Below are 12,779 nucleotides of genomic sequence, written 5' to 3' on the forward strand. Positions count from 1 at the left end.
GAGATCAGGTGGCTTTGGCAAGCTCGCTTAGCAGAAGGTCATGCAGGCGCGGGTCTCCGGACGCCAGGATCTGACCGCCGTCTGCGGGCGACCCGCCGGTCCATGTGGTGACCACACCGCCGGCGCCTTCCACAATCGGCACCAGGGCAACAATGTCATAGGCCTGCAGGCCGGATTCAATCACCGCGTCCCCGTGCCCGGCCGCCACCATGCAATAGGCATAACAATCCGTGCCGTAGCGGGCGAGGCGGGCTGTGGCTTCCACCTTGTCATAGATACTGCGTTCTTTTTCAGAAAAAAGAGCGGGTGTCGTGGTGAACAGCGTCGCGTCTTCCAGGCGGCTGCAGGGCCGGGTTGTGAGGGTTTTGTCGCCAAGCGGGCCCCGGTACCAGGCTGTTTTGCCGTCTCCGGCAAAGCGCTCATTGACATAGGGCTGCACCATCATGCCAAGACTTGGTACACTGCCACTTCGCAGGCCAATCAGAGTGCCCCAAGTGGGCAGTCCCGTGATAAAGGCCCGGGTTCCGTCCACCGGATCCAGTACCCAGACATGATCTGCGCTCAGGTTTTCCGGCCCATGCTCTTCCCCCAGGATGCCGTGATCGGGATAGGTGCTGTTGATCAGGGTCCGCATGGCGGTTTCCCCGTCCCGGTCCGCGATGGTGACCGGATCGAAGCCCTGATCCAGCTTGTTGTCGATGGCAAAGGCCTGCCTGAAATGAGGCATGATCGCCTTTGTGGAAGCATCTGCAAGCCGGTCCAGAAAGGGGGCAAACATGTTCGAGCTGTAAACGGGCTCTGTCATCGGAATTTCCTTTAGTGGAATGCCTGTAAGCGTCTCAAGACAACCGGTCTGCTGCTTGTATAACCCTTTCTGCTGAAAATTGAATCGGCAAAACGGCATAAATTGCTCATAGTTTATACAGGATATTCTCTGTTTCCTGCTTGACCTTTGTGCGGTGCGATGCGACTTTATTGCAGTGCGATATGTTATCGCGCCGCCCTCCTTGGGCGTTTCCTCCCTAGACTCGGGCCGCCTCATTTGAGTGCGGCCTCTTTTTTTGTGCACCGGTTTCCGCAACGCTATGGGGCCTCGGGGCAGGGCAGTTGTTTAAGATTGGGGGAAGAACAGGCTGCGCGCTGCGCGGGATGGGCAGAGGCCGCAGGTGCCGTTGCAAGTGGCCCGTCATGCCTTCGCAGCGGGCCCAAAGCTTCCGGTGGCACGGCCTCTGGAGCTGCGCCACCGGGAGATCAATGAGTCTGGAACCTCTGGTTCCGGTCAGCGGGTGGCGACTTTGACCAGCACGAAGGTGTTGCCGGCAAATTTCAGTTGCCCTTCAACCCCCATATGCTCGAGCGTCAGCCGAAGATTGCGGTTCAGCCGCGAGGAATCCGACCGGGTTTCATACCAATACTCGGCCGTGCGGCCCGAAGCGCGGACCGCACGGGCGCTTTCCACACAGGCGAAGGAGTTGATGTATTCCTCAAGCGCGGTCACTTCTTCTGTCTCGAAACCGTCAAAGCGGATCACATAGGCTGTCGGCAGCGATCCGCAGCCATCGCCAGTGGCGGCGGCCGTGCTCGCGCCAGAGGGGCTTGTCAACGCGTTCGGCGCCGGTGCTGTGGTGAACCCGGCAAGCTTCAGGCTGAGCGCATCGGCCAGTTCTGCTCCGAGTGTCGCGGCGTTTTTACCCACTTCTTCCAGCAAGCACTCGCGTTGGCATTCCACCGGCAGCGGGGGCAGTTCGAGACCGGAAACCTCGAAGGAGCCGATTTGCTGCCCGGTCCGCACATTCAGCAGCCGGCCTGGAATGCGCACATTCGGTCTTTTGATGTCCGCATATGCGGCTTCTCGCACCGACGCATAGATGGTGAAAACCGCGATTACATCAAGCGGGGGCGCCTGAACCGCGCGGGCCACATCGATCAGCTCACTGTCGCGGCGGCGGACACGGTGGGCCTTGTTGATGTTCATCGCAACCGCAGTCTCGTCGAAGACCTGATAGCCTTTCACATTCAGCTCCTCGTTCATTGCTGAAATGACACGGTTGAAGACGCGGTTGCCACGCGGAACGCTGTCCTTGTCTGCATCTTCTCCCATGATGAGAATGTTGAGAGGCTGGGTTTCGGCTGCGGAGGCCTGGAAAACAGGGGCGAGCAGGGCGGCGCTGAGACCGGCGAGAAGGGAAAAGGTTCTGAGCATTTCAAAAACTCCTTATGTTCAAATGGGTCAATCGTCAGCGCGGGTTGGGGCCGCGTTGAAGTCGTCCAGTGCGCCGGAGGACAGCCACCAGCGGGGATCGCTCAATTCGTGATAGTGCCGTGTCTGGCGGATCGGGGTCTCCATGAACGGGATCCAGGTCACCCGCCGGAGGTCGCCCCTGGGGGCGCTGTGATGCCAGTCTCCTAGCGGTGCGGTCACGTTGCTCCGGCCCGGAAGCAGCAACGACACCTCCACGCGGCGGTTCACGCCCGACAGCGGGTCGGAGGGCAGTTTCAGCCGGGCTTCGCCCCAGCCATGGGCGGCGAGCCGCCCTGGTGCAATACGGTGGTAGCGGATCAGATAGCTGGCGACGGCCAGGGCACGCCGGCCGGACAGGTCGAGATTGTAGCTGCGGGACCCTTTTGCATCGGTATGACCGGCAATCAGGAAGGAATGCGGCCGCAGGGCCGGGTCGTTCAAGGCAACGCCAAGGGCGTTAAGTTGTGTCCGGGCCTCCGGCAGCAGACGGTCACTGTCAAAGGCAAAAAACACCGTGAGATCGATGGAGCGGGCCGCGTCGATCGTCACGGTGCCACGCGGCGTCTTCACCTGGCGTGGTGCGCCCGGGTTGCCTCCCGCCATGGGGGCAAGTTCCCGGACAATGCTGGTCGCCGGGACATCCGTCTTGCCATAATTCACTTCTGATCCGGAGGCCGGCCCGGCCTCGGTCCCGGTGTCCGCTGCGTTCCCTGGCTGTGTGGCAGGGGCTGCCGCAGCAGGCTGCCCGTCTTCGAGGCCGGGAGCCGCTTCGTTCAAAGGCGACTGCGCCCCTGCAGGCGCGCCAAGCGACAGGCACAGCAGGGCGGCAGGAATGGACAAGAGCCAATCTTTTCTGTTCATCTCGTTTCTCCTTTTCAGGGCCTGATTGCGCCCTCATCGGGAACAGGCGAAAGGCAGAGCGGAAATTGTGTGAGATCCGCTTAGTTGCCGCTCAAGATGTTGTTCATCTGCTCGGTGGAGAGAGACTGGCTTGCGTCTCTTCCATCTGCGGGACGGGTGGTTTCGCTGGTGGAGGCGTCAGCGCTGCCTGCCTGGTTCTTTTGTGATGCGGCTGTATGGCCAGTTTGCGCTGCTGCGAGCGAGGCGGGGGTTTTGGACAACACCCGGCTCGCCTTGAGAATGGTGTCCATGTCGATGGCCATATTGAAGCTCGTCGGATCAGAGGCTTTGAGCCCGCCTGCCCGGTGCAGGGCCACGGCGATGCCCCGGTTGTCGAACAGCAAGGATCCGGACGATCCGGGAAGCGTGTCACAGCGGTGGGCAACGATGGGTGGGGCTCCACGGTCGTTGAAGACAAAACAGCGGAAACGGCTCATCACCTTGGGGCGGCCTAGCGGATGGTGCAGGACGACCCTCGCCGGGCTCGCCCCCTTGACCAGAGGCCCCAGAGCAACGTGCCCCCAGCGTTCCTCGGCGGCGGGATCAACGCGGGCGATTGCAAAGTCCAGCTTCGCGCTCCACTCGACCGGAGCGGGTTCCATCGCGAAACGCTCGGCGCCGGCCCCATCCAGGGAGTTGTAGCCCATCAGGATCGAGGCCTTGACGATCTCATGCCCCCCGTCCTGGGGCAGGCAGTGGTGGTTCGTGATCAGGAGTCCGCCCCCGAGCAAGGAACCGGTGCAGGTATTGGCCAGCATGTCGCCCGTCTTGGGATCGCGCATCAGGATATCCACCCGGCCGACCGGCCGTGCGAGCAGCGCCATCTGGTCGTTTGGTGACAATTCCACGATTGGCTCGAATGCACCGCCTTCGCTGGCGGCAATGAACGCGGCGGCATCTCCGGTGCTCTGGCGGACGGACAGATTGGACTTGCCATATGTGTCTGGCTCGAAGGCCGCGATCTGGGCCTGGGAAGGTGCGTTTGTCAGTAAGACGGCAGCAAGGGCGAGGGCAGTTCGGGGCAAATGCACGGTGTTTCTCCTCTCACTCAGGGGATACAATCGAATGGCGCAGTGGAGGCGCTTCTGGGCCTCGATCCGGATCAGGGAATGTGTAGACGGCGTTTTGCACGGCCCCGCGCAGGAAGAAGGTGCGCGCGCCATCGTGTGATGGCGCCTCGACAAAGGCCGATGGCGGCTCGGGCGAGATCGTAGGGACTGCTGCCCCCGTGCCAGCGGACAGAGCGATGCCACAGAGCGAAGCACCATATCGGGTCGGGGGAAATCCGTTTTCAGCCCAGGGAACAGGGGTCAATATACGCTCTGGCGGGTTGAACAGGGCGGTGCGGCAGGAGCTTCCAGGCCGGGCCCGAACCTCAAAAAGCGCAACGGATGGGGCTTGTCTTGCTGTGCCGGTTGCGCGCTGTCCGGCGACAGCATCCGCAGGCGCATTTGCGCTGGGCAGGGCTGAGACAAGGGCGGGGGAAGGGGCTTCCGGGGGCGTTGGCGCGTTGGCTTGCGCCGGATCTGTGTCCGGCAGTTGATGACCGCTCCAGACGAGGCCAGCTGCCAGTGCCGTAAGGGCAGCAGCCAGTCCAATGAAAAAACAGAGCTTCTTCCTGGTAAGGGGAGCTGCTTCCTGCATGGGGCCGGTGCGGGCTTCGGCAAGCCGTGCGGGCACAGCGTCCAACCGGTCTGGAGTCAGCACCTTCACCCCCAGTGCATGCAGCATCTTGCTGGCCGCTTCCCGGTCAGGTCCAGGTGGCAGGACCGCTATGCAGGGGACAGGTCCGCAAATCGCGTCCTGGGACTGCTTGATCTTCTGTTCCAGTGCGTACTCGCCCGGCAGCAGGGTGAGGTCCAGATCCACGGCTCCGGTCGCCCAGATCAGTATGTCTGCCGCTTCGTCCCGCCCGGCCAGTGTCCAGCCCTGCTCCAGAAGCAAATGCGCCAGCGCGACAGGCGCTTCCCAGCTTTTTCCCCCGTCGGGAGCGCCGGACAGGCGCAACTCGTGCGGTGTAATGGTGCGGCGCAAGGCCCGGGCGATGGGGCCTTCCGGGCCACTCAGGGCGCGGTAGTCAGCCGACAGCGGCAGGGGCCGATAGTCGCCTTCGGCAAAAGCCGCGCCATGGGGCAGGCCGGGGCGCGCGGCCAGCGTGCGCAAGATAAGCGCCGCACCCGTGGTCGGCACGATGATCGAAAACCGCCCCATCGCCATCAGGCAAGCAGATAAAGTGCGGTGCCGGGATTGGCCAGCAGATCGAGCGCCACCTGCGTCTCGGGCAGATCGGGGCCGAGCGCGAGAATGACCGTGTCCTGATCCGGTTGCGGCAGGTCGAGCCGGAGTGTCTGGCCGTCCTCTCCGACCATCTCAAGAGCGGTGGCTGCCTGGTGGCCTTCCAGCAGCAGCAGGGGCGCGCCGTCCCCCGTTGCGGGCAAGAGCCGCAGCACCGTTTCGCCGATCCGGCGGGTCACCTCGCCATCTGAGGCTGCAAGCGCCACCGGGGAGTGGGCCACGGCGACGGCCGCCAGCATCTTGCGATAGCGTGCGGCTGCGGCCTCATCCTCTCGCAAGGCGCGTGCGACGGCGAGCGAAACAGGTGCGCTTCCAGCCCGCCGGACCTCGGCCCAGAGTTCGGCGGCTGCCGGTGCTTGCATCCTTTCGGTTCCCTGGGCCTGTGACAGCTGGCGGGCGATGTGAATGGCTGCCATCAGGCCGTCCATTCCGGCCTCATCATGCTCATCTGCGCCGGTCATTGCACGGCCTCCTGCTGTATGTGCTGGCTGTAGATCGTGGCAAACGTGTTGGAGAAGGCCGCACGGTCCTGCTCCAGACGGCCTGACAGCGGTTCGGCGCGGTTCAGATGGTCCAATCCGGCCCGGTGCTCTTCCAGGGCCATGGCGGTGGTCGCCAACGCATCGTCCACTTCCGCGATGGCTGCAGCCAGTCGTTCACGAGGCAGATCGAACCCTGCACGCCGGGTTGTGCGCAGGGCCCGCTTGCCCGCTTCGACAAGCGGATCTGCATCATCGCCGCTGCGCAGAGCCAGCGCGATTGTCAGGCAATTGCGCAAATGGTCTGAGAGCTTTCGGGCCGTCTCGGCTGCCGAACCGTAATCTGCGTCGCTGCAACGGGCGCGTTCGGCGATATCAGGCCCGCCGGAGCCGCGCCGCAACCGGTTCGCAATGCCCGACTGAATGCGGCCGAAGACCCGCACTCTGAGAGCTGTCAGAGGCCGGGTTTTGTGAAAGGGATCAAGGCGCAGCGTTTCTTCGAGCGCCTTGAACTCTGTTCCTGTCAAAAGCTTTGGTTGATCAAGCGTTCCCTGAAGCAGGGCGAGGGCCTCGGCCAGAACGGGTGTATCCGTATGGGGCTGCGCGGCCGCTTCAAGCCGTGCGTCCCAGGTCTCTAAGGTCTCCAGCCGTTCAGCATCGGTCAGCTGAGACAGGGTGTCGAGTTCGGCCCGAACCCGGTCATATGTGATAAAGTGCTCCACGACGGTGGCATACAGAATGTCGTCAGAGCGTCTTGTCTGCCAGAACACCAGAATATCATCGTCATCAAACCCGCTGCTCCGGCCAAGTCCGCGCAAATAGGACCGGATGGCCCGGAACCGCTGCTCAACCGGGGCGGCCGGCATATGAGCGTTGCGGTAGGCTGCCAGCCGGGCGGCCAGCCACCGCGCGAAGGCGGGAGCCTCTTTTGGCGCAAGGCCCTGTCCCACCGCATTGGAAATCTCTGCAAACCCCTCCATTTCATCGGCGGTCAGCAGAAATTCAGCCAGCGCCATCACCCGCGCCAGCCCCTTCCACGAACAGCGCCAGGCCCGAGGCTCTGAGAGAAGCAGGCCGCGTTCATCCGTCCCGGGCCGGTCATGAAACCGTTCCTGAAAGTCAGCGCCTGAGGCAAGCCGGGGGTCCAGTGCCAGATCGATCAGTCCCAGCCCGTCAAGACCAAGAGCGGCAATCGTGTGGGCCAGATCCCAGACCGGACGGTCCCGGCTGGGACGGACCGCGCCAGCGACGGCCCGCGCAAGCCAGGACCTGTCACCGCGATCCAGAAGGCGGCCCTGCACGACCGCCTGAAGATCGGCGAGGCAAACCTCGTCATGGCCAAGCGGCAGGTCACGCCTGTCAACACTATCCTCCATCATCACTTCGTTTCCCGCACAATGATCCTGGCTGTGGCTTCATCCATTCCCGGCAACGCCCGCATCCGGTCCAGCAAGGTCCGGATCCCGGTGGCATCGAGCAGCTTTGGCGTGCCCAGGGCAGGCCCGGTCTTCTGCCAGAGGGTTTCGAGGCCGGCCGGCAGAGGGCTTGAGGGGGCGAAGCAGTGGAACAGATTCTCAAAATGGCCGGACAGGACCACATCGCTCAATCCGAAGTCTCCGGGGTAGCTGTACTTGCCCGGCGGAAACTCCGCCGATGCGCGTGCGGGAAGCATCACGTAAGCGGTCTGGTCCGGGGCGATGATCATGCAATAAAGCGCCGCCTGTTCGCCCAGCTCCACACGGACATTCAGCCGGTCTCCCGCCCGGAACGGCGGCGCGGTCAGGTCAAGCCGCTGCGGGTTGCGGCTGGCCGTAACCCTGACATGGTCAAGCAGTGGCCGGACCGTTGCGTCGCAGCCCAGGGGGACCAAATCGACCCGCGTCCGTTTTCCGGCAGAGACAATTTCTGCGCCCCGCCGGAATTCCAGGGCGAGCCACATGCCGCCGCCCGAATCTTGGGACAGCCGGACGACAGAGCGCACCGTTGCGTCTGCAAAAGGCGCCTCTGCCGCGCAGGCGGCCGGACCGGGCCGGACCACCTTCAGCCTGCGCCCTGACAGGATCCGGTTCGAGCTGGCCGCCAGCTCGGTTGCTGTTGCGATCAGGCGGTCGCGGACAGCTCGCGCGCACCCGCTATATCCTGCTTCGGTGACAACCGGGCAGGCTGCCAGCGCCTCCGTATCGGGTGCCGTTTGCAGCAACTGGCGAAGTCCGGCCTCAAGAATGCGTTCCGCGCTTTCGGCCCCTGCAGGCGGCAACGAGACTACCAGACCTTTGCTGATCACCTTGCATCGGGCGTCGGGGGAGAGGGCCTGAAGGCGGAAGGCGATGGTTTCCCCGCGCCGCTCGGGCTCAATGATGAAAATCGCCGCATCACCCGAATGGGCGGTGCTCAGAAGGGTCCTGGTGCCAGCCGTGTTTACGGATCCGGACGCCTCAAACAGTGCGCGTAGTTTCCGCACGTCGCGTGCAGCGGAGATGTGAACGCGGTTCGTGCGTTGCAGCTTTGCCTCAACGCCGATCCGTAGCCGGTCCGCTTCATCTTTGCTGAGAACCGATTGGCCGTTTGGCAGGCCCGCGACCACAACCTGCACCGGTGCTGAGATCCCGGTGCAGGCCGCGAAGTCCTCGATCATTGCGGCGAGCTCGCTGGCCCCTGCCGCCGTGGCAGCGCTGCTCAGGAGGGCTGCCAGCGCCAGGCTCCGCAAGAGACGGCCAGGCCGGTCAGTCATTTTTCTGGCTGCTGGCCGAGCGCGCATAGGCGTCAAGCGCGCGGAGAAACAGGGGGTTGAAGGTGCCGTCTTCCTGTCCGGTGTAGAAACTTTTGTCGATCAGCCTGCGCTGCAGCCGCGCGATTGTCTGGCGCGAAAGCTGCTGCGGTCCGGAGGAGGTGGCGACCACGGCAGCAACCCCTTCATCGCCGACAGCCAGCGCGTCCATCAGCACCTGCTCGGAGGTCAGGTCCGGGAAGAACCTGGCAAAGCCGTTGTCAATCAGGACCGCCATGCTTGCCATTGCGAGCGGCGCACGCAGGTCAATGGCCTTCCTGTACAGCTCCATTGCCTTTTGGGTGTCCGGCGCGATGCCAGGGCCACCCTCAATGTAGTAGGGAACCAGTTTGGAGATCGCAAAGCCGTCGCCTGCCTCTGCGGCGCGCTTGTACCAGTCAATCGCGGCCGAAACGTCCTTTTGTGTGCCCCGGCCATATTCGAGCATGCGGGCTGCATTGGTCATGGCCAGAAGGTCGCCGCCTTCGGCAGCGCGCACATAAAGGGGAAAAGCGGTTTCTGGAGAGGCCGGAACCCCTTCGCCATTCTCATGCAGGGCCGCCATGTTGTTGAGCGCCGCCGTCGAGCCCATGTCAGCGGCCCGGCCATAGGCCTCAAGGGCTTCGTCATACCGGCCCAGTCGGTCGAGCGCGCGGCCCATCTGGTAGGAGAGCCGGCGCAGGCCGGGATAGGCCTGTGCGGCCTCCCGGCAGGCTTCAAGCGCGCCATGCCCGTCCATGCCCGGCCAGGCGACACCGTTCACAGTGGCGGGCCGGTCAGAATCGGCCGGGGCGGCGGCCATGCTGTCGCAGCGGGCGACCCGCGCATCGCGTGACGGGTTGTCTGCCGATAGATAAGAATCGGCGACGCCCCGATAGGCGCAGACCGTGCCGCATTGATCGAGATAGCCCTGGTAGTCCTTGGCAGCGGACAGGCGGCGCCATGTTGTGCGGTCCTCTTCAGCTGCTGCCCCTTGCGCCAGTGAGGCAAGCTCTGCCAGCGCTTCTTCCTTGTGCAGGCAGCCGTCGCATTCCGCGACATAGCGCTCAAGGCGGGAGCGATCGGTTTGAGCTGCGGTCCATGCACGTTCGTCAAGAGCTCTTGCGACGGCGCCAGCCACAGGCGCAACGGGTGCTCCCTTCGGCAGGGCCAGCGGTGCAGCATCGATCTCAGGCACCTGACGGCGCCCCGTCTCGCGCAAGGCCGCTTCCGTAACGGACGAGACCAGATAGGTGCTGAGGGCATCCCAGCTGACCGGGCCGTCCGCATCAGCAAGTCCCGCAGCGCCCATCAGAAATCGGCTGGTGAAAAGACCGAGCTGGGCCTCTTCGTCCCAGTTCGCGGGTGATGAGCCCGACGTGGCCACAAGCCGGATCACCCCCTCTCCGGTTTCAGGCAGGGCGGGCGTAAAGCCGGGGGCGGAGACTGCCAGAAGCGTTTCCCCCCGTCCGGTTTCGCCGGTGAAACAGGCATCGATCATGACGATGACATCGCGATCCTCGCCAACCTTGCGGCGGACGAGTTCCAGATTACGGTAGAGCGTGTCCAGGCGGTAGCCGCTGTCGGCGGAGTTCGGATCGCCGTCGGAGGGCAGCAGAAAAGCTTCACCCGACACAAGATCAGGGACCCCGTGTCCAGAGTAATAGACGAAGACATTCGACGCGCCTGGTTTGACACTGCGCCAGAGCTTGCCCGATTGCGGGCGCGCAACCGAGCCGAACATCTGGGTCATCTCGCTCAGGGTGCCGTTTTCAAGCACGAAGATATTTTCGCGGCGGAAACCCAGGGTCTCGATCAGATAGGCTGTGATCGCGTTAGCGTCATTGACCGCATACTCGACCGGCACCGTCTGTCTGTAATCGCGGTTGCCGATCACAACAGCAATCGAGGCGGCGTTGTCGTCAAGTATGTCGCGCGGTTCCTGCGCTTGCACCAGCTTGGGCAGAAGCAAAGCAAGGATCAGAGCGGCGGCGCCCAGGGCGCTTTGAATGAAATGGGAGCGGCGTGCACCTGCGGTTCGGGTCGTGGGCATTGCGTGTTCCTTCACAAAGACTGACACGTGATGTCCGGGCACCTCCCAGAGCGGAAATTGTCTTGGGTCCGAGTGGAAATCATGATCTGCGGTCCGTATCCAAACCCGTGGAGGACCTCAGCGGCTGTGATGATTGGTTCTTTGGTCGGCAAATTTGGGCCGGATAAAAATCTATGGAAAAACTCTCAGAATAATCTGCTGTGTCACTAGACGTCTGCTTGGAGAAACTTTGCGGCAGCCTCAAGGCCTGCCTCTGAGTTCCAGCCGGGCACGGCCTTTTCCAGCATCTCATGCGTGAGGTTGCCGTCCGCGGCAATGAGAGCCTTCAAAAGATCTTCATCCGGTTTGCGGCCCTCATTGCCGGGGGCTTGTGCGGCAAACTCGGCCATGGACGCCGGGGCCAGGTCCCGCAGCAGTCCGACGTGGTTGAAGCCGTCCTTCGTTTCATAAGGAGCCCGCTGCCAGCCGGTTCCGTTCCAGCCATAGATAAAGCCGATCCACTCGCCGAAGGGTTGCGGGTCGAGGTTGAAGCCCCACCAGTCCGGCGCACCTGCGAGCAGATCCGTTTCCTGTTCCTGGAAATAGGCTGCGGCCTCCCGGAAATAGGTATCAGAATATTCGTGGTCATGGCCGAGAAGCACTGCCTGGCCCTTGGCCTTGAAGCGCAGGCATGCCCAGTTGCCGCCGCCATCATGGAAATACCATTGCTCCGGGGTGGCATAGACAAATTGTGTCCAGCCATAGGCTGCATGGAGGGCCGCCACTGCAGCCCAAGCGCCGCGCAGCTGGGCCGGACTTGGAAGATCCACCGTTACAAGCGCTAGGCTATCTGGGGTTTTATCCTGTTCAGCCCGTGCGGCACGGGGCTGGATCAATTTCAAGATCAAGGCCGCCAATCCGCTTTTCATGAAAGTTCTGCGTGTCATGTATAACTGCCCGTCCACCTGTTAAGTTTACCAGCTGCGGAGTGTGCGGCTGGGTGGTGGCGTCTTTATGTCCATTTCCTGGCAGGGCGCGATCACCTTTGCGCGAGTGCGGGGCCGGATTGGCTCTATTCAGCGGCAATCGGATCGGCGGGCAGGGCGGCGTCGGGCATGGCCACCAGCTGCTGGGCGAAATCCTTCAGATTGTGAAAAAGATCGCCAAAGCCTTCTGAGGGCTCTTGGGTGGTCTCGTTCATGTAAAGGCCGCGGTTGATTTCGACCTGAAGCGCGTGCAGCCCGCTGGCGGGGCGGCCGTAATGTTCGGTGATGAAGCCGCCCGCATAGGGCTTGTTCCGGCTGACGCTGTAGCCCATGCCCCGCAGGATCATACAGGCATATTCGGTCAGGTCGCTGTTGCAGCTCGTCCCATACCGGTCCCCCAGAATAAAGTCGGGCCGGGCATCGGTCGTCTGACACTTCACGCTGGAGGGCATGGAGTGGCAATCGATCAGCACAGCATGGCCGAAGGTGACATGGGTCTGGGCCAGCAGGCGGCGCAGGGTGGAATGGTAGGGCTTGTAGATTTCCTCGATCCGGCCAATCGCTTCTTCCACCGGCAGCCGGTGCCGGTAAATCTCGTGATTTTCGCTCACAATCCGGGCTACGGTGCCGAGCCCTCCAGCCACCCGGATGGAGCGCACATTTGCATAGGGCGGCAGGCGGCCGTTGAACATTTTCGGGTCGAGCTCATATGGCTCCCGGTTCACATCCAGATAGGCGCGAGGGAAATGGGCGCGCAAGAGCGGCGCTCCAAGAGGCACCACATGGGCAAACAGGTCATCGACAAAGGCATCTTCCGAGCGGCGGATGGAGGTTCTGTTGAGCCGGGACGAGGCCAGGAAGCTGTCAGAATATTGCCGGCCGGAATGGGGGGAGTTGAACACAAAAGGCACGCGCTGGTCAGCGGGGCACAGGACATCGAAGGCAGGCAGGCCATTGAAATCGGCCTCGAACGGCGGTGTGTTTGAAGACTGCTTGTCGTCCGTCAAAGGGTCTGTCCTGCACATTGTGACCATGGGGCCGCCGGTTTCAACGGTTCTCAAAGCCCTGGTCCATGGTGCCAAGGAATCAACACGCAGTC

General features: G+C 62.9%; 11 protein-coding genes. All 11 read right to left on the reverse strand.

Annotation, left to right across the window (positions count from 1 at the left end; genetic code table 11):
- Positions 1 to 4 precede the first annotated feature (4 nt).
- Positions 5 to 805: a histidinol-phosphatase gene (gene hisN, locus ACXAH0_RS05510; RefSeq protein WP_475189611.1), complete on the reverse strand. Its 801-nt coding sequence runs from the start codon at positions 803 to 805 to the stop codon at positions 5 to 7.
- 474 nt (positions 806 to 1,279) lie between these two features.
- Positions 1,280 to 2,203 carry a hypothetical protein gene (locus ACXAH0_RS05515; RefSeq protein ID WP_475173494.1) on the reverse strand — a complete coding sequence of 308 codons (924 nt, stop codon included), beginning with the start codon at positions 2,201 to 2,203 and terminating at the stop codon, positions 1,280 to 1,282.
- A gap of 27 nt (positions 2,204 to 2,230) precedes the next feature.
- On the reverse strand, positions 2,231 to 3,103 hold the full coding sequence (locus ACXAH0_RS05520) for an OmpA family protein (RefSeq protein ID WP_475189613.1): 873 nt from the start codon (positions 3,101 to 3,103) through the stop codon (positions 2,231 to 2,233).
- Between the two features lie 80 nt (positions 3,104 to 3,183).
- Entirely contained in the window at positions 3,184 to 4,173 is a 990-nt protein-coding gene (locus ACXAH0_RS05525; RefSeq protein ID WP_475173499.1) for a trypsin-like serine peptidase, read from the reverse strand.
- 13 nt (positions 4,174 to 4,186) lie between these two features.
- On the reverse strand, positions 4,187 to 5,359 hold the full coding sequence (locus ACXAH0_RS05530) for a hypothetical protein (protein WP_475189616.1): 1,173 nt from the start codon (positions 5,357 to 5,359) through the stop codon (positions 4,187 to 4,189).
- The gene (locus ACXAH0_RS05535; RefSeq protein WP_475173502.1) at positions 5,359 to 5,898 is read right to left on the reverse strand and encodes a hypothetical protein; all 540 of its coding nucleotides are present in this window, start codon (positions 5,896 to 5,898) and stop codon (positions 5,359 to 5,361) included. The genes ACXAH0_RS05530 and ACXAH0_RS05535 overlap by 1 nt, the downstream gene beginning before the upstream one ends.
- Positions 5,895 to 7,295 carry a hypothetical protein gene (locus ACXAH0_RS05540; RefSeq protein WP_475189617.1) on the reverse strand — a complete coding sequence of 467 codons (1,401 nt, stop codon included), beginning with the start codon at positions 7,293 to 7,295 and terminating at the stop codon, positions 5,895 to 5,897. The genes ACXAH0_RS05535 and ACXAH0_RS05540 overlap by 4 nt, the downstream gene beginning before the upstream one ends.
- Entirely contained in the window at positions 7,295 to 8,647 is a 1,353-nt protein-coding gene (locus tag ACXAH0_RS05545; RefSeq protein ID WP_475189619.1) for a hypothetical protein, read from the reverse strand. Before ACXAH0_RS05545 ends, ACXAH0_RS05540 begins: the two co-directional genes overlap by 1 nt.
- Positions 8,640 to 10,715, reverse strand: a complete 2,076-nt coding sequence (locus ACXAH0_RS05550; RefSeq protein WP_475189620.1) for a caspase family protein — start codon at positions 10,713 to 10,715, stop codon at positions 8,640 to 8,642. Before ACXAH0_RS05550 ends, ACXAH0_RS05545 begins: the two co-directional genes overlap by 8 nt.
- 206 nt (positions 10,716 to 10,921) lie before the next feature.
- The gene (locus ACXAH0_RS05555; RefSeq protein ID WP_475173511.1) at positions 10,922 to 11,641 is read right to left on the reverse strand and encodes a hypothetical protein; all 720 of its coding nucleotides are present in this window, start codon (positions 11,639 to 11,641) and stop codon (positions 10,922 to 10,924) included.
- A 125-nt stretch (positions 11,642 to 11,766) separates the two neighbouring features.
- The gene (locus ACXAH0_RS05560) at positions 11,767 to 12,630 is read right to left on the reverse strand and encodes an N-formylglutamate amidohydrolase (protein WP_475173855.1); all 864 of its coding nucleotides are present in this window, start codon (positions 12,628 to 12,630) and stop codon (positions 11,767 to 11,769) included.
- Positions 12,631 to 12,779: the final 149 nt, after the last annotated feature.

This window comes from Roseibium sp. AWQ4_290, assembly GCF_056160985.1.

Coding starts and splice junctions, on each gene's coding strand:
- hisN (WP_475189611.1), bottom strand. CDS start 805: ATGACAGAGCCCGTTTACAGCTCGAACATGTTTGCCCCCTTTCTGGAC.
- ACXAH0_RS05515 (WP_475173494.1), bottom strand. CDS start 2,203: ATGCTCAGAACCTTTTCCCTTCTCGCCGGTCTCAGCGCCGCCCTGCTC.
- ACXAH0_RS05520 (WP_475189613.1), bottom strand. CDS start 3,103: ATGAACAGAAAAGATTGGCTCTTGTCCATTCCTGCCGCCCTGCTGTGC.
- ACXAH0_RS05530 (WP_475189616.1), bottom strand. CDS start 5,359: ATGGCGATGGGGCGGTTTTCGATCATCGTGCCGACCACGGGTGCGGCG.
- ACXAH0_RS05535 (WP_475173502.1), bottom strand. CDS start 5,898: ATGACCGGCGCAGATGAGCATGATGAGGCCGGAATGGACGGCCTGATG.
- ACXAH0_RS05540 (WP_475189617.1), bottom strand. CDS start 7,295: ATGATGGAGGATAGTGTTGACAGGCGTGACCTGCCGCTTGGCCATGAC.
- ACXAH0_RS05545 (WP_475189619.1), bottom strand. CDS start 8,647: ATGACTGACCGGCCTGGCCGTCTCTTGCGGAGCCTGGCGCTGGCAGCC.
- ACXAH0_RS05550 (WP_475189620.1), bottom strand. CDS start 10,715: ATGCCCACGACCCGAACCGCAGGTGCACGCCGCTCCCATTTCATTCAA.
- ACXAH0_RS05555 (WP_475173511.1), bottom strand. CDS start 11,641: ATGACACGCAGAACTTTCATGAAAAGCGGATTGGCGGCCTTGATCTTG.